The sequence below is a fragment of the Streptomyces sp. NPDC004327 genome (genome assembly GCF_042873935.1).
GTDB lineage: Bacteria > Actinomycetota > Actinomycetes > Streptomycetales > Streptomycetaceae > Streptomyces.
Window position 1 is genome coordinate 341,111 of the sequence record NZ_JBIAME010000002.1, and the last position, 15,441, is coordinate 356,551.

At 73.5% G+C, this 15,441-nt stretch carries 11 protein-coding genes and 1 tRNA gene; 9 read left to right on the top strand and 3 right to left on the bottom strand.

The features are described from left to right. The first annotated feature begins 77 nt into the window (after nt 1-77). Nucleotides 78-1,514 carry an MFS transporter gene (locus ACFYU9_RS07595; RefSeq protein ID WP_389343499.1) on the top strand — a complete coding sequence of 479 codons (1,437 nt, stop codon included), beginning with the start codon at nt 78-80 and terminating at the stop codon, nt 1,512-1,514. Between the two features lie 253 nt (nt 1,515-1,767). Here the strand turns inward: ACFYU9_RS07595 and ACFYU9_RS07600 are convergent. After that, a tRNA-Arg gene (locus ACFYU9_RS07600) sits at nt 1,768-1,840 on the bottom strand. 273 nt (nt 1,841-2,113) lie between these two features. On the opposite strand from ACFYU9_RS07600, the gene ACFYU9_RS07605 reads away from it, so the two are divergent. The 8 genes from ACFYU9_RS07605 to ACFYU9_RS07640 all read left to right on the top strand — a co-directional run bounded on the left by ACFYU9_RS07605 (nt 2,114) and on the right by ACFYU9_RS07640 (nt 11,314). Further along, nucleotides 2,114-3,754, top strand: a complete 1,641-nt coding sequence (locus ACFYU9_RS07605; protein WP_389343502.1) for a dynamin family protein — start codon at nt 2,114-2,116, stop codon at nt 3,752-3,754. Between the two features lie 4 nt (nt 3,755-3,758). Further along, the gene (locus ACFYU9_RS07610; RefSeq protein WP_389343505.1) at nt 3,759-5,585 is read left to right on the top strand and encodes a GTPase; all 1,827 of its coding nucleotides are present in this window, start codon (nt 3,759-3,761) and stop codon (nt 5,583-5,585) included. Between the two features lie 247 nt (nt 5,586-5,832). Continuing rightward, the gene (locus ACFYU9_RS07615; protein WP_389343508.1) at nt 5,833-6,309 is read left to right on the top strand and encodes a single-stranded DNA-binding protein; all 477 of its coding nucleotides are present in this window, start codon (nt 5,833-5,835) and stop codon (nt 6,307-6,309) included. 245 nt (nt 6,310-6,554) lie between these two features. Continuing rightward, nucleotides 6,555-7,958: a Cys-Gln thioester bond-forming surface protein gene (locus tag ACFYU9_RS07620; RefSeq protein ID WP_389206270.1), complete on the top strand. Its 1,404-nt coding sequence runs from the start codon at nt 6,555-6,557 to the stop codon at nt 7,956-7,958. A gap of 198 nt (nt 7,959-8,156) precedes the next feature. After that, the gene (gene ettA, locus ACFYU9_RS07625) at nt 8,157-9,821 is read left to right on the top strand and encodes an energy-dependent translational throttle protein EttA (protein WP_389206268.1); all 1,665 of its coding nucleotides are present in this window, start codon (nt 8,157-8,159) and stop codon (nt 9,819-9,821) included. A 7-nt stretch (nt 9,822-9,828) separates the two neighbouring features. Beyond that, entirely contained in the window at nt 9,829-10,254 is a 426-nt protein-coding gene (locus ACFYU9_RS07630) for an acyl-CoA thioesterase (protein ID WP_389206266.1), read from the top strand. Next, nucleotides 10,251-10,928 carry a hypothetical protein gene (locus ACFYU9_RS07635; RefSeq protein ID WP_389206264.1) on the top strand — a complete coding sequence of 226 codons (678 nt, stop codon included), beginning with the start codon at nt 10,251-10,253 and terminating at the stop codon, nt 10,926-10,928. The genes ACFYU9_RS07630 and ACFYU9_RS07635 overlap by 4 nt, the downstream gene beginning before the upstream one ends. After that, nucleotides 10,925-11,314, top strand: coding sequence for a GNAT family N-acetyltransferase (locus ACFYU9_RS07640; protein WP_389343511.1), 390 nt, complete (start codon nt 10,925-10,927; stop codon nt 11,312-11,314). The genes ACFYU9_RS07635 and ACFYU9_RS07640 overlap by 4 nt, the downstream gene beginning before the upstream one ends. A gap of 258 nt (nt 11,315-11,572) precedes the next feature. Here the strand turns inward: ACFYU9_RS07640 and ACFYU9_RS07645 are convergent, their stop codons facing one another. Then, nucleotides 11,573-12,547, bottom strand: a complete 975-nt coding sequence (locus tag ACFYU9_RS07645) for an ABC transporter ATP-binding protein (RefSeq protein WP_389206260.1) — start codon at nt 12,545-12,547, stop codon at nt 11,573-11,575. Continuing rightward, a complete protein-coding gene (locus ACFYU9_RS07650; RefSeq protein WP_389344134.1) occupies nt 12,544-15,315 on the bottom strand; it encodes an FtsX-like permease family protein in 2,772 nt (923 codons plus the stop codon). The genes ACFYU9_RS07645 and ACFYU9_RS07650 overlap by 4 nt, the downstream gene beginning before the upstream one ends. Between the last annotated feature and the right edge of the window lie 126 nt (nt 15,316-15,441).

Here is a 15,441-nt window from a genome sequence, read left to right on the forward strand (position 1 = left end):
TTTCGTCCAGCAGGGGCCCGCCCGTCCGTCGGCCGTCCGGGCCCTCGCTCCCGCTTGTCCCCATGGAGTCCCCGCCCATGCCCCGCACATCCGCCCGTCCGCACCACAACGTGACGTTCGCCGTTCTGCTCCTCGGCATCGTCGCGTACTCGCTGCTGCAGTCCCTGGTGGTCCCGGTCCTGCCGACCCTGATGGAACACCTGCACACCGACCAGTCCACGGTCACCTGGCTGATGACCGCCAACCTGCTGTCCGCCTCCGTCGCCACCCCGATCCTCGGCCGGATCGGCGACAAGATCGGCAAGGAGCGGATGCTGGCCGTCACGCTCACCGCGCTGGCCGCCGGATCGGCGCTGGCCGGCATGTCCCACTCGGTCGGCCTGATGATCGTCGCGCGTGTCGTCCAGGGCTTCGGCGGCGCCGTCGTCCCGCTGGCGTTCGGCATCATCCGCGACGAGTTCCCCGCGGCCAAGGTGCGCGGCGCGGTCGGCGCCGCCGCGGCCATGACCGCCGTCGGGGCCGGGCTCGGGCTGGTCGTGGCCGGGCCGATCGTCGAGCACTTCGACTACCACTGGCTGTTCTGGCTCCCGATGGCCCTGACGGCCCTCGCCACCGTCGCCACCCACCTGTTCGTCCCGGAGTCCCCGGTCCGTACGCCGGGCCGCATCAACTGGGGCGCCGCGGCACTGCTGTCCGCCTGGCTGGTCGCCCTGCTGCTGGCCGTCAGCGAAGGAGAGCGCTGGGGCTGGACCTCCGGGCGTGTCCTCGGCCTGTTCGCCGCCGCCGCCGTCCTCGCCGGCTGCTGGATCCGCGTCGAACTGCGTTCCGACGCGCCGCTCGTCGACATGCGGATGATGCGCGTCCCGGTCGTGTGGACCACCAACCTGGTCGGCCTGCTGCTCGGTGCCGCGATGTTCACCACGATGACCTTCCTGCCGCAGCTGGTGCAGACCCCGGCAGGGGTGGCGGGCTACGGCTTCGGCGCGAGCGTGACCCGGTCCGGCTCCTACATGCTGCCGATGACGGCGGGGATCTTCGCCCTCGGCGTCCTGGCCGCGCCGCTGGCCGCGCGCTTCGGCTCCAGGCGCGTCCTGATCGGCGGCAGCGTGATCGCCACCGCACCGTTCGTGCTGCTCGCCATAAGCCACGACCGGCCCTGGCAGATCTACACCGCCTCCGCCCTGGTGGGCGCCGGCCTCGGCCTCGCCTTCTCCGCGATGTCCGCCATCGTCGTCGAGGCCGTCCCGCCGTCCCAGACCGGCGTGGCCAGCGGCATGAACGCCAACATCCGCACCATCGGCGGCGCGATCGGCAGCGCGGTGGCGGCGAGCATCCTGTCCTCCGGGATCACGGCCGCCCACCCGTTCCCCCGCGACTCCCACTACACCGGCACCTTCTGGTTCCTGACCGTCACCGCCCTGCTCGCCGCCGCCGCGGCGTGCACCATCCCCGCGGCCAGGCGGCCACGGAGGCTGCACGCCGCGCCCGCGCCCGGGCGCGTCACGGCCGGCTGAGCGCGGCAGCCCGGCCGCGCCTCTCAAAGAACCGGGTCGGCCTGACCGATCATCAGCGGCCCGGCTCCCGCGCCATCGGAACCCGCGAACGCCTGCGCCCGAACCGGGAAATCCAGCCGCCGGGCGCCGCCTCTGGCCGGATCAGGCCGGACGGATCCAGCCATCGAGGGTGCCTTCGCCGACCCCCTCGTCCCCGACCGAAAACCACCCTCGACCAGCAAAAAGACCCTCCCGAAGGAGGGTCTTCGTCGTGCGCCCCCGGCAGGACTCGAACCTGCGGCCAAGTGCTTAGAAGGCACCTGCTCTATCCGCTGAGCTACGGGGGCCCGTGATGGTGGGGTCAAGGATAGGGGTCCCGTCGCCCTGGCCCGGTTGCTTCACCTGCGTGGCACGATGTGGAGGTTCGGTGAAGCGGTCCGATAATCGCAGGCAGGTGCGATTCGTGCAGCGCTTTTCGCGCCACTCGGGCCGGGTGTTGTGCAGTCGTTATGCCCGCGCCCCCGGGCAAGGCTCCCGGCTACATCCGTTCGGTCGGCGCGCAGGGCCGCAATACGCTTCAAAAAGGCTCCAAAATTGGGCATTCTTCGCATGTGGTGACCTTGGACGAACGGCCTCAGCTGATCGACGCACTCTCCGCCCTGCGCGACCGTGTCGCCGCCGTGCGTCTCCCCCTCCCGCTCCCCGGTGCGCCGCGGGCCCGGCAGACCCGGGCGGAGTTGCTCGCGCAGCTCGACGACTATCTGGTGCCCCGTCTGAAAGATCCCGACGCACCACTGCTCGCGGTCGTCGGCGGGTCCACCGGGGCCGGCAAGTCGACGCTGGTCAACTCGCTGGTGGGACGGCGGGTCAGCGAGGCCGGGGTGCTCAGGCCGACCACGCGGACGCCCGTGCTGGTCTGCCACCCGGAGGACCACCACTGGTTCGCCGGAATGCGGGTGCTGCCGCAGCTCACCCGGGTGTGGCTGCCCGCGCAGGACGACGACCACCCGCCCGAGGAGCCGCCCGAGGACAACGCCCTGCGCGTGGAGACCGCCGCCACCCTGCCGCGCGGGCTCGCGCTGCTCGACGCGCCCGACATCGACTCGCTCGTCGTCGAGAACCGGCTGCTCGCCGGCGAGCTGATCTGCGCCGCCGACATCTGGGTCATGGTCACCACCGCCTCCCGGTACGCCGACGCCGTGCCCTGGCATCTGCTCCGTACCGCCAAGGAGTACGACGCCACCCTCGTCACCGTCCTCGACCGCGTCCCGCACCAGGTCATCGGCGAGGTGTCCCGGCAGTACGAGGCGCTGCTCGACAAGGCCGGCTTCGGCGACCTGCCCCGCTTCACCATCCCCGAACTGCCCGAGTCCACCGGCGGCGGCAGCGGACTGCTGCCCGACAACGCCGTCGCCCCGCTGCGCGGCTGGCTCGCCCACTGCGCCCAGGACCCGGCCGCCCGCCAGCAGGCCGTCGGCCGCACCGCCGCCGGCGTGATCGACTCGCTCGACACCCGCATGCCGGAGCTGGCCGGGGCGGTCGCCGCCCAGTACGCCGCGGCCGTACGGCTCGGCGGCGCCGTCGAGGCCGCGTACGGGGACCAGGGGCGACGGGTCCGCGAGCAGGTCCGCCGCGGCGCCGTGCTCGCCGGGGACGCCCGCACCCGCTGGCGCGGCTACCCCCGCGACAGCACCGCCGGCGAACTCCTCGACGCCCTCGTCGAATCCCTCGCCGCGCTCCTGCAGTGCGCCGTCGCCGCCGCCGACGAGCGGGTGTGCGACGCCTGGCGCCGCGAACCGGCCGCCGGCGCCCTCGCACCCGGCGAACGCCGGGACACCGCCAAGGACGCCCGCGACTGCGGCGAACGGATCGCCATGACCGTACGGCGCTGGCGGCGCGTCCTGGAGGAGATGGTCGAGGAGGAGGTACGGGAGATGGAACGCCCGGCCGTCGCGCGCGCCGGGAAGCGGGCCGCGGCCGCCGCGGCCCCCGACGCCGAGACCCTCACCGCCCTCCTCGCCGCCGTCCTGCTCGGCGGCCGCCGCACGCGCGCCGCCGGCGACCGGCTCGCCGAACTCCTCGGCGCCCAGGGCGCGCTGCGGCTGCGCGACAAGGGCGGCGAGCTGGTCGCCACGTACCTCGACCGCGCCCTGCACACCGAGCGCGACCGGCGTCTGGAGCCCCTCGACGCCCTCGACGTGACCCCCGAGCCGCAGGCCGAACTGATCGCCGCGCTCTCCGTACTGCAGAAGGAGAAGTGACGCCTTGCACGACGCTCTGGACACCGCGGGCACCGTGGACGAGGGGAAGCGCCAGGAGGCCGGGCGCTGGGACGACGGGCTGATCGCCCGGCGCGCCGCCGGCCGGCCCGCCCCCGCCGGCGGTGACGCCCCGGCGACCGGGCCCGAGGACGACGACGCCCTCCCCGTGCTCGGCGGCGCCTACGGCGGCGCCCTGCGCACCCGTCTCGACGCCCTCCACGAACTCGTCGGCCTGTCCCGCACCCGCGTCGAGAGCGAGGTCCTGGCCGAGGCCGGCCGGGTCCTCGACGAGGCCGCGGCCCGGCAGCGGCTGTCCGCCCGGCACACCGTCGTCGCCATCGCCGGCGCCACCGGCAGCGGCAAGTCGACCCTCTTCAACGCCCTCGCCGGCGTCCCCGTCTCCGAGACCGGCCTGCGCCGCCCCACCACCGCCGCGCCGCTCGCCCTCGCCTGGTCCGAGGGCGCCGCGGGACTGCTCGACCGTCTCGGCATCCCGGGCCGGCTGCGCCGCAGGCCGCTCGCCGGCGGCGCGGGCGACAGCGACCTGCAGGGGCTCGTCCTCATCGACCTGCCCGACCACGACTCCGCCGTCACCGCCCACCGCGACCAGGTGGACCGGCTGCTCGGCCTCGTCGACGCCGTGATCTGGGTGGTGGACCCGGAGAAGTACGCGGACGCGGCCCTGCACGAGCGCTATCTGCGGCCGCTCGCCGGACACGCCGAGGTCACCTTCGTCGTCCTCAACCAGATCGACCGCCTCGGCACCGAGGCCGCCGACCTCGTCCTCGACGACCTGCGCCGCCTTCTCGACGAGGACGGCGTGGCGCTCGGCGAGCACGGCGAGCCGGGCGCCACGGTCCTGTCCCTCTCCGCGCTCACCGGGGAGGGCGTTCCCGAACTCCGCGAACTCCTCGGCCGGTTCGTGCAGGACCGCACCGCGCCCGAGCGGCGGCTCGCCGCCGACCTCGACGCCGCCGCGGCCAAGCTGCGGCCGGTGTACGTCGCCGACGGGCGGCCCGGGCTCGGCGAACGGTCCCGGGACGAGTTCGCCGACCGGCTCGCGCTCGCGGTCGGCGCGCACGCGGCCGGCGAGGCGGCGGAGCGGGTCTGGCGGCGCAACGCCATCCGCGCCTGCGGCACGCCCTGGCTGCGGCTCTACCGCTGGTACGAGCGGATCCGCGCGCACGGCAGCGGCACCGACCCGCGCCTCGAAGCCCCGGCCGAGGACGAGCTGACCGCCCGTCAGCGCGTCGAGCAGGCCGTGCGGACCGTCTCCGACGAGGCCTCGCGCGGGCTGCCCGGGCCCTGGGCGCAGGCGGTGCGCGAGGCGGCGGCGCGCGGCGCGGACGGGCTGCCGGAGGCACTCGACGAACTCACGGCGACCATGGGCGACCCGGCCGCCCGGCCGCCCCGGCCCGCGTGGTGGCCGGCCGCCGTCCTCGCGCAGGTGGTGATGACCCTGCTGCAGTTCCTCGGCGCGCTGTGGCTGGTCGGGCAGATCGTGGGCGTCCTGCAGCCGGGGCTGCTCGCGCCCGTCCTCGTCATGGTCGCGGGCATCGTCGGCGGTCCGCTCGTGGAGTGGGCGTGCGCGGCGGCGGTACGGGGACCGGCACGGCGCTACGGGCAGGAGGCCGAGCGCACGCTGCGCGAGGCGGTCGCGGCCTGCGGGCGGGCCCGGGTGCTCGACCCGATCGCGGCCGAACTGATGCGGTACCGGGAGGTGCGCGAGCAGTTCGTTACGGCCTCCGGCGCCACCCGGGTCGCGAGCCGGATCGCGGGCGGCGGCCGGGGCCGGCTGGGACCGACGCGGACGGGCGCGGGCCGCAGATAGGCGGGGCCGCAGAGGGGCGGGGCCGCAGAGGGGCGGGGGCGGCCGGCTTCCGGGGCCGCGCCGCCGGCCCGGGGGCGCCCGGCCTCCGTCCTCGCTCCGATCCCTCCGTCTTCCTCGCCCCGTCACCCGAAAGGGTGGCGGGGTTTTCCACAACTCCCTGTCCCTCCACAGGCTTCAGCGGGATTTCCGGTCCGCCGCCAGCATGGATTCCAGGCAAAGGAATCCTGATGAGAAGGAGATGCGGGACATGAACGAGACGACGGTGACCCTGGTCGGCAACGTGGCGACGAACGTGGAGTACCGCGAGACGGTCTCCGGAGGAATGGCGCGGTTCCGCTTCGCGGTGACCGCCCGCCGCTGGGACCGTGAGCGGGCGGTGTGGACGGACGGGCCGACCAGCTTCTACACGGTCTGCGCCTGGCGCTCACTCGGCATGAACCTGGCCGCCTCGGTGTCGGTGGGCGAACCCCTGGTGGTGCACGGCAGGCTGAAGGTCCGTGAGGAGGAGGTGGACGGGAAGCGGAAGACCTTCGTGGACGTCGACGCGACGGCCGTCGGGCACGACCTGACGCGCGGCACGGCCGCCTTCCGGCGGGCGGTCCGGCAGGGAGCGGCCCCGGAGACTCCCGTGGCGGCGGAAACACCCGTACCGGAAGGGCAAGTTCCGAAACCGGGCGACGCCGAACCGGACCCTTGGCGAACTCCCGCCGTAACCGCCTCCTGACCGACCGTTGTGGGGATTTGTCGATACCGCGACCTGGGGTTTCACGGCAACTGGCGGCGCCTGATAACGATTTCGAGTCGGAATGGTTATCAGACCGTACGACGGGACACAGGGCCCTTCCCCGTCTTTAGGATTCCGGTTACTCATGAGGCGCTTGCTTCCCGTGGGTCAGTGAGTTGCAGACAGGCACTCCCCCCACGCGTCTCGATCGAAGACGCGGAGCGGCCTGTCCGGAGGGGAAATCCATGTTTTCTGTACGCAGGCGCGGCGTTGCCCGCCTTGCCGCCGCGACCGTGGTCTCGGGCCTCGTCGCGGCCGGTGCGATAGCCGTCGCGGGACCGGCGACGGCGGACGAGGGCGGTCAGGGCACCGGCGGTGCCACGGCGACGCTCGGCGGCCTGAAGATCTACGACAAGGTCACCATCAAGGCGACCGGCGAGACGTACGCCGCCGGTCTCTTCAGCATGGACGTGAAGTCCGGCGGGACGATCCAGACCTACTGCATCGACTTCCACACCGGGGCCGTCAACGGTGAGGACTACGACGAGGTCGGCTGGGACCAGTCGTCGCTCCACAACAACCCGGACGCCGGCAAGATCCGCTGGATCCTGCAGAACTCCTACCCGCAGGTGAACGACCTCGGTGACCTGGCCAAGAAGGCCGGCGCCGGGAAGCTCACCCCGCGCACGGCCGCCGCCGCCACCCAGGCCGCGATCTGGCACTTCTCCGACAAGGTCGAGGCCACCCCCGTCAACAGCGACGCGGCCAAGCTGACCACGTACCTGGAGGAGAAGGCCGGCGACCTGGCGGAGCCGTCCGCCTCGCTCAGCCTGTCGCCGTCCTCGGTCGCCGGCAAGGCGGGCCAGCGCCTCGGCCCGATCACCGTCGACACCAACGCCGACAGCGCCACGGTCTCCCTCGCGCCCGGCGCCGCCGCCGGCGTGAAGATCGTCGACAAGGACGGCAAGGCCGTCAGCAGCGTCAACAAGGGCGACAGCAAGTTCTGGCTGGACGTCCCGGCCGGCACGGCCGACGGCGCCGCCGAGGTCAACGTGCAGGCGAACACGACGGTCCCGATCGGCCGTGCCTTCGTCAGCAAGCGGATCAAGAGCCAGACCCTGATCCTCGCCGGCACCAGCACCTCCACCGTCACCGCGAAGGCCACCGCGACCTGGGCGAAGCAGGGCGCCGTCCCCGCCGTCACGGCCGTGAAGAACTGCGCCAAGGGCGGCGTCGACATCACCGCCTCCAACCAGGGCGACGAGGACTGGACCTTCGACCTGAAGGGCGAGAAGCACACCGTCGCCCCGGGCAAGACCGAGACCTTCACCGTCCCGGTCGCCGAGGACGAGGCGTACAAGTTCACGATCACCGGCCCGAACGGGTTCGAGAAGGTCGTCGAGGGCGTCCTCGACTGCAAGACGGCCACCCCCGGCCCGAAGCCGTCCGACACCCCCGCGCCGTCCCAGACCCCGGCCACCGGTGGCACCACCTCCGGTAGCACCTCCGGCACCAACGGTGGCGGCGACCTCGCCGAGACCGGCAGCTCCAGCGCCACCCCGATGATCGCCGGCATCGCCGTCGCGCTCGTCGTGGTCGGCGGCGGCGCGGTCTTCGTCCTCCGCAGGAAGAAGGCGGCCGGCCAGTAACACCCACGGCTGACCGGGGCCCCGCCGCGCACCGCGCGGCGGGGCCCTTCCCGTTGCGGTCATCCACGCACGGTGACCGCCGGATCACTCAGGGAAGAAGCAGGTCAGACCGTCGCCGCGGTACTGGTTTCCGCCGACGGGGCTCGGTCAGGCAAGATGGTTCCATCTGCCCACTCACTCCTTGCCGGACGGTTTCTCTTGGCTGAGTACATCTACACCATGCGCAAGACGCGCAAGGCGCACGGCGACAAGGTCATCCTCGATGACGTGACGCTGAGCTTCCTGCCCGGTGCGAAGATCGGTGTGGTCGGCCCGAACGGTGCCGGTAAGTCCACCGTGCTGAAGATCATGGCCGGCCTGGAGCAGCCCTCCAACGGCGACGCGTTCCTCTCTCCCGGCTACTCCGTCGGCATCCTCATGCAGGAGCCGAAGCTGGACGACTCCAAGACCGTCCTGCAGAACGTCGAGGACGGCGTCGCGGAGATCAAGGGCAAGCTCGACCGGTTCAACGCCATCGCCGAGGAGATGGCCACGAACTACACGGACGAGCTCATGGAGGAGATGGGCAAGCTCCAGGACGACCTGGACCACGCCAACGCGTGGGACCTGGACGCCCAGCTGGAGCAGGCCATGGACGCCCTGGGCTGCCCGCCCGGCGACTGGCAGGTCGAGAACCTCTCCGGTGGCGAGAAGCGCCGCGTCGCGCTCTGCAAGCTCCTCCTGGAGGCCCCCGACCTCCTGCTGCTCGACGAGCCCACCAACCACCTCGACGCCGAGTCGGTGAACTGGCTGGAGCAGCACCTCGCGCAGTACAAGGGCACCGTCGTGGCCATCACCCACGACCGGTACTTCCTCGACAACGTCGCCGAGTGGATCCTCGAGCTCGACCGCGGCCGCGCCATCCCCTACGAGGGCAACTACTCCACCTACCTGGAGAACAAGGCGTCCCGCCTGAAGGTCGAGGGCCAGAAGGACGCCAAGCGCGCCAAGCGCCTCAAGGAAGAGCTGGAGTGGGTCCGCTCCAACGCCAAGGGCCGCCAGGCGAAGTCCAAGGCGCGTCTCGCTCGCTACGAGGAGATGGCGGCCGAGGCCGACAAGATGCGGAAGCTGGACTTCGAGGAGATCCAGATCCCGCCGGGCCCGCGTCTGGGCAGCATCGTCGTCGAGGTCGAGAAGCTCAACAAGGCCTTCGGCGAGAAGGTCCTGGTCGACGACCTGTCCTTCACCCTGCCCCGTAACGGCATCGTCGGCGTGATCGGCCCGAACGGCGCCGGCAAGACCACGCTCTTCAAGATGCTGCAGGGCCTGGAGACCCCGGACTCCGGCGAGATCAAGGTCGGCGAGACCGTCAAGATCTCGTACGTCGACCAGGGCCGCGCCAACATCGACCCGAAGAAGACGCTGTGGGAGGTCGTCTCCGACGGCCTCGACTACATCAACGTCGGCCAGGTCGAGATGCCGTCCCGCGCCTACGTCTCCGCGTTCGGCTTCAAGGGCCCGGACCAGCAGAAGCCGGCCGGCGTGCTCTCCGGCGGTGAGCGCAACCGCCTCAACCTGGCGCTCACCCTCAAGCAGGGCGGCAACCTGCTGCTCCTCGACGAGCCCACCAACGACCTCGACGTCGAGACCCTGTCCTCGCTCGAGAACGCGCTGCTCGACTTCCCCGGCTGCGCCGTGGTCGTCTCCCACGACCGCTGGTTCCTCGACCGGGTCGCCACGCACATCCTGGCGTACGAGGGCGACTCCAAGTGGTTCTGGTTCGAGGGCAACTTCGAGTCGTACGAGAAGAACAAGATCGAGCGCCTCGGCCCGGACGCGGCCCGTCCGCACCGTGCCACCTACAAGAAGCTCACCCGAGGCTGATCAGCTCATGGCTCGGCACATCTACTCCTGCCCCCTGCGCTGGTCGGACATGGACGCCTTCGGGCACGTCAACAACGTGGTCTTCCTCCGCTACCTGGAGGAAGCCCGGATCGACTTCATGTTCCGGCTCGCGCCGGGGGACGGGAGCCCGTCGTTCTCCGGCGGGTCCGTCGTGGCCCGGCACGAGATCGACTACCTGCGCCCGCTGGTGCACCGGCACGAGCCGGTCACCATCGAGTCGTGGGTGACGAAGATCGGCGCCGCCTCCCTGACGATCGCGTACGAGATCAAGGACCCCGACGTCACGTACGTCCGGGCGTCCACGGTCGTCGTGCCGTTCAACCTGGAGACGCAGCGCCCGCGCCGGATCTCCGACGAGGAGAAGTCCTTCCTCAAGGAGTACATGGACGACGGGATGACCTCGGTCGCATGATCGCCATCGCGCCGCTACACTTCGCCGACCCCAGGGAGGCGGCGGGTCTCGCCGCCTTCCTGCGCCGGCTGCTGCACTACGACCGCGCCGCCGCCGTCCGCCTCCAGGCCGGCGGGGGCGCGCTCGCCGTGTTCGGACGGCCGCCGTCCTTCGAGGTGATCGCGATCCGCACGGCGCGTCTCGTCGACGCGGTCGACCTGGACGTCACCGTCTCCGCCGGCGAACTCCTGGAGGGCATCGAGGAGTCGGCCGGCAAGGCGGTCGTCCCCGGCTCCGTCACCGGCCCGCCGTGGGCCGGGGTGCTCCCGCCGCGCGCCGGCTGGCAGCCGGTGGCCGGGCTGCCGCCGGTCGCCGAGATCCGGGGCGCGGTCGCCGCGGCCGTGGCCGAGTTCCGCTCCCGCGACGAGGCCCTGCCCGAGGAACGGCGCACCCGCGCCGAGCGCGACCGCATCGGCCGCGAGATCTGGTCCCGCGCCTTCGCCGGCACGGGCCTGCCGCTGCGCGCCGCGCACGCGGCCCAGTCCCTCGGCTTCCTGCCCCTCCTCCCGGGCGAGGAGCTGCCGGTGGCGCTGTTCGCCGCCGGGCCGTGGCTGCGGCTGCGCACCCCGTACGGCTCCGTCGCGCTGCGGACCGTTCCCATGGCGCTGAACGTGTCGCCGGGCGCCGCCCGGTGATCACTCCCGTGGTCGAGGGCCCGCTCACCGGGCCCGAACTCAACGAGCTCTTCCACGCCTCCTGGCCGGGGCACCGGGACACCGACTTCGAGCCGCTGTTCGCCCGCCGGCTGCTGCACGTCACCGCCCGCCGGGACGGCCGGCTCGTCGGTTACGTCAACGTCGTCGGTGACGGCGGCGCGCACGCCTTCGTGCTCGACACCACCGTCCACCCCGACGAGCGCCGCCGGGGCCTCGGCGTCGCCCTGGTCCGCCGGGCGGCCGAGGCCGCGCGCGAGCGCGGGGCGCACTGGCTGCACGTGGACCACGAGCCGTCCCTCACCGGCTTCTACGCCGAGTGCGGCTTCGCGCCCACCGCCGCCGGCCTCATGCGGCTGAGCGGGTAGAACCCCTCCGGGGAACCCCCTGAGCGGTGAGAACCCCTCCGGGGAACCCTCCCGCGCCACCGGTACCGGCGGGGGCACGAGCACCGCACCGGCGTACGACACGGACCTCGGCATGAGCCCCCCACCGGTACGGGAACGGACGCCCGCCCCGTACCGGTTCCGAAGCGTCCGCGAAACCGGCCGCGAAACCGTCTGCGAAGCCGGCCGCTAAACCGGCCGCGAACCCGCCGCGCACTCAGTGCCGGGCCGGCTCCCGCCTCAGCGGTCCGTGTCGTCCGGCCACACCCCGATGTGGTCCTGCTCCAGCTCGAGCGCCACCCGGTGCTTCATGCCGAGCGCCTCGGTGTAGTCGGCGGGCAGCTGGAGCCGGCCGGCCCGGTCGAGCATCGCGTACTCCCGCGCCACCAGCGACTCCTGGCCCTCCGCGTCGATCTCCGTGCGGCGCAGCACCTCGGAGGAGGTGCGGCCGTCGCGGATGGCGACCGTGCGGCGCACCTCGGAGGCGACCGCCTGGTCGTGCGTGACGATGACGATCGTCGTGCCCAGCTCCTCGTTGGCCCGCCGGAAGGCCGCGAAGATCTGCTCGCCGGTCGCCGAGTCCAGCTCACCGGTCGGCTCGTCGGCGAGCAGCACCGACGGGTCGTTGGCGAGGGCGACGGCGATCGCGACGCGCTGCTGCTGACCGCCGGACAGCTGGTGCGGACGCCGGTCGCGGATCTCCGCGATGCCGAGCATCGAGAGCAGTTCCTCGGCCCGCCGCGCCTTGTCCCCGGACCGGCCGCCACCCTTCAACTGCATGGGCAGCGCCACGTTCTGCGCCGCCGTCAGATACGGCAGGAGGTTGCGCGCGGTCTGCTGCCAGACGAAGCCGACGACCTCGCGGCGGTAGCGCAGCCGCGCCTTGCCGTCCATCGCCAGCAGGTCGCAGCCCGCGACCTTCGCCGCGCCGGCGGTCGGCACGTCGAGCCCGGCGAGGATGTTCATCAGCGTCGACTTGCCCGAGCCGGACGCGCCGACCAGGGCCATCAGCTCGCCCTCCTGCACCAGCAGGTCCAGGCCCTGGAGGGCCTGCACCTCCACGCCGTCGGTGGTGAAGATCCGGACGAGCCGGTCGCAGGCGATCAGCGCGTCATGGCCGTACTCGGGCCGGTCGCGGTGCGCCGTGGCCCGCCGCTCCAGCTCCTCCAGGGTGGTGCTGCCGGTAGCCGGAGAGGTCCCCGAGGTCGTCGTCATCGCGCGTCTCCTGCCCTGAGTTCCTTGATCGAGCCCCTGCGGGCCGCCCACCACGCCTGCATCAGCGCCGCCCCGCCCGCGAGCAGCACCACACCGGCCGCCGGAAGCCCCAGCGACCATCCGTCCGCCTTCAGCGCCGCGCCCAGGCCCACGGCCTCCTCGGGGGCGCCGGCGAGCGCGAGCCGCACCAGGTCGATGCCGGGCGCGAGCAGCAGGATCGTCGCCCAGCCGACCAGCGCGCCGCCGACCGCCGCGAGCAGTGCCTGCGGCAGCGCCTCCAGGGCGAGCAGCCGCCGGCCCTGGCCGCGGGTCAGGCCCATGGTGCGCAGCCGCGCCAGCAGCGTGGCCCGCTCGGGCGCGACCTGGAGCAGCGAGAGCAGCAGGGCGAGGACGGCGTAGCCGGCGCCCGCGGCGATGGCGGCGAGGTAGAGCCGCTCGGCACCGGTCTGCATCGGCGAGTCGACGTACGCGGCCCGCTTCTCGCCGGCCAGCGCCACATGGCTGGTCGGGTCCTTCGCCGCGACCGCGGCGCGCAGCGCCGCTCCGTCGAGCGCCGTGCCCCCGCCGCCGGTGACCAGCAGCGCGGTCGGCGCCCGGTTGACCAGGTCGGCGGCGTTGACGAGGAGGAAGTCCTTGTCGGGCAGGGCCGGGGTCACCGTGCGCACCGCGACCACCTTCACGTGGAAGCGTCCGGCCGCCGCCGTGATCTCCATGGGCCGGGCGCCGAGCCGGTCGGCGACGGCGGGCGAGGCGATCGCGGGGATGACGCGGGCGTTGTTGCCGACGTTCGCGGGCCCGCCGGTGCCGGTGGACCTCAGCAGGTCGGCGGGGAAGGGGCCGAAGCCGGTACGGGCCGCGAGCCGGGCGTACGTGGCGGGCTCGACGCCGACCAGCGGCGCGCCCATGCCGCGGTCGCCGGAGCCGCGCCGGGACGGCAGCTCCAGGCCGTACTCGATCTGCACCGGCGACACCTCCCGCACCCCGGCCACGCCCCGCACGGTCTCGGCCAGCCCTGCGGGCAGCGGTGTCGAGCCGAGGTCGTTGCCGACCCGGGCGTCCGCGCCGGTCGCCAGATGGGCCGCCTTGTCGCGGGCGTCGGCGACACCGGTGAGCACCGCGCCGCCGACCGCCGCCGTGGTCAGCGCCACGAGCAGCGCGAGCAGCGGCAGCGCGCCGGTCGCGGAGGCCCGGCCGGCCCGGGCGAGCGACAGATAGCCGACGGCGCCGCGCAGCCGGCGCGCGGGCCGGGCCAGCCAGCGCAGCGGCAGCGGATACAGCCGTACGAGCACGAACGCGGCGATCAGCGCGACCAGCACCGGCGCGGCGCTGACCAGGTAGTCGACCGAGCCGGAGTCGCCGGTGCCACGGCGGCGCAGCGCGGTGACCGCGCCGGCCGCGAGGACCAGGAACGTGAGCTCGGCGACCGTGCGGCGGCGCGACGGCTTGGCGGTGACGACGTCCTCGCGCCCGCCGTGCAGCTGGGGACGCCGGTGCAGGAAGACCGCACGCAGCGGCAGCAGGAGCGTGGCGAGCAGCGCGAACGCGGCGGCCGCCGCGCAGGCGGGCCAGATCCGGGTGCCGGGGGCGTCGGTGAGCCAGGCGGCGAGCAGCAGACCGAGCGCGCCGGCCGGGACGGTGACGACGGCGGTCTCGCCGAGCAGCCGCCCGCCGATGCCGGTCAGGGAGGCGCCGCGGGAGCGCAGCAGGGACAGTTCGGCGCGCCGCCGGGCGGTGAACAGGCCGCCGGCCATCGCGAGGACGACGACCGCGACCGCGCCGACGCCGAAGGCCGCGACCGCGACGACCGACGCGATGGCGTCACGCAGCCCGGTGTACTCGGCGACGATGTCGTCCAGGTCGGTGGCGAACGCGCCGTTCTCGCCGATGGCCTGACGCAGCTTCACCAGGTCCGGGCCCGCCGTGGCCGAGGCGAGCGCGCCGGCGAGCCGGTCGGTGTCCTGGCCGGTGAGGTGGCCGGTGGCGGGCGCGTACCGCCAGTACTGCTCGGGCTCGCCCAGCGTTCTGAGCAGCCCGGGGCCGCTCTCGGGAGCGACGATCAGGGAGGCCGTCCAGTACCACTTGACCTCGCCGTTCACGCTCTTGGCGCTGAACAGCGGGGTGTGCAGCAGCGTGTCGACCGACCAGAAGGGGCGCCCGGCGTCCTTCGGCTCGACGATGCCGGTGATGGTGATCGGCTTCGGCGCGCCGTCCTTGCCCTGCACGTGCACGACCGAACCGACCTTCAGGTGCAGCGCCTTGGCCGTCTTCGCCGTCACCGCCGCCTCCAGGCCGCCGCCCGTGCCCGCGCCGGGCGCGCGGCCCGCCGTGTAGGCGGCGTGCGCGGCCAGTCCGGCCCGGGCGTCCAGGACCAGATCGGTCGGAAGCCCGTCCGGCTGCGGCAGCCACGGGTCGAGCCCCTGGATCCGCTTGGTGGTGCGCACCCCGTACGCCGAGTCGGCGAGGTTCACGCGCAGCGGTGCGGGCAGCAGCGGCGTCACCTCGTCGCGGGCCTTGCGCAACGCCGGCGGGGTGAGCTGTTCCGCGGACTCGCTGGGCGTGGTGAGCGTGATCGCGTTGCGGTGCGCCGGCGCGGCGTCGATGGCGTGCCGCAGCCCGTCCGTCTCGTACGCGTCGACCGACCGCGGGAGCGCCGCCGCCAGGAACGCCGTCACGAGGACGAGCAGCCCGAAGGCGAGGGCCGCGCCCGGCGCGGTCCGCAACCGGGTCCGGACCCAGGGCGCCACGGCGCGGGCGGGCTTGCGGGGCATGGCGGTCGCCTTTCCGGAGGCGGGGGAGGGGGAGGGCTTGGGCTCGTGGACGGCCGTGGGCATCAGCGGCCTCCTCGGGCGACGGCGGGCGGCGCGGGGGGCCGGGCCGGGGTGGCCGAGGGCGTG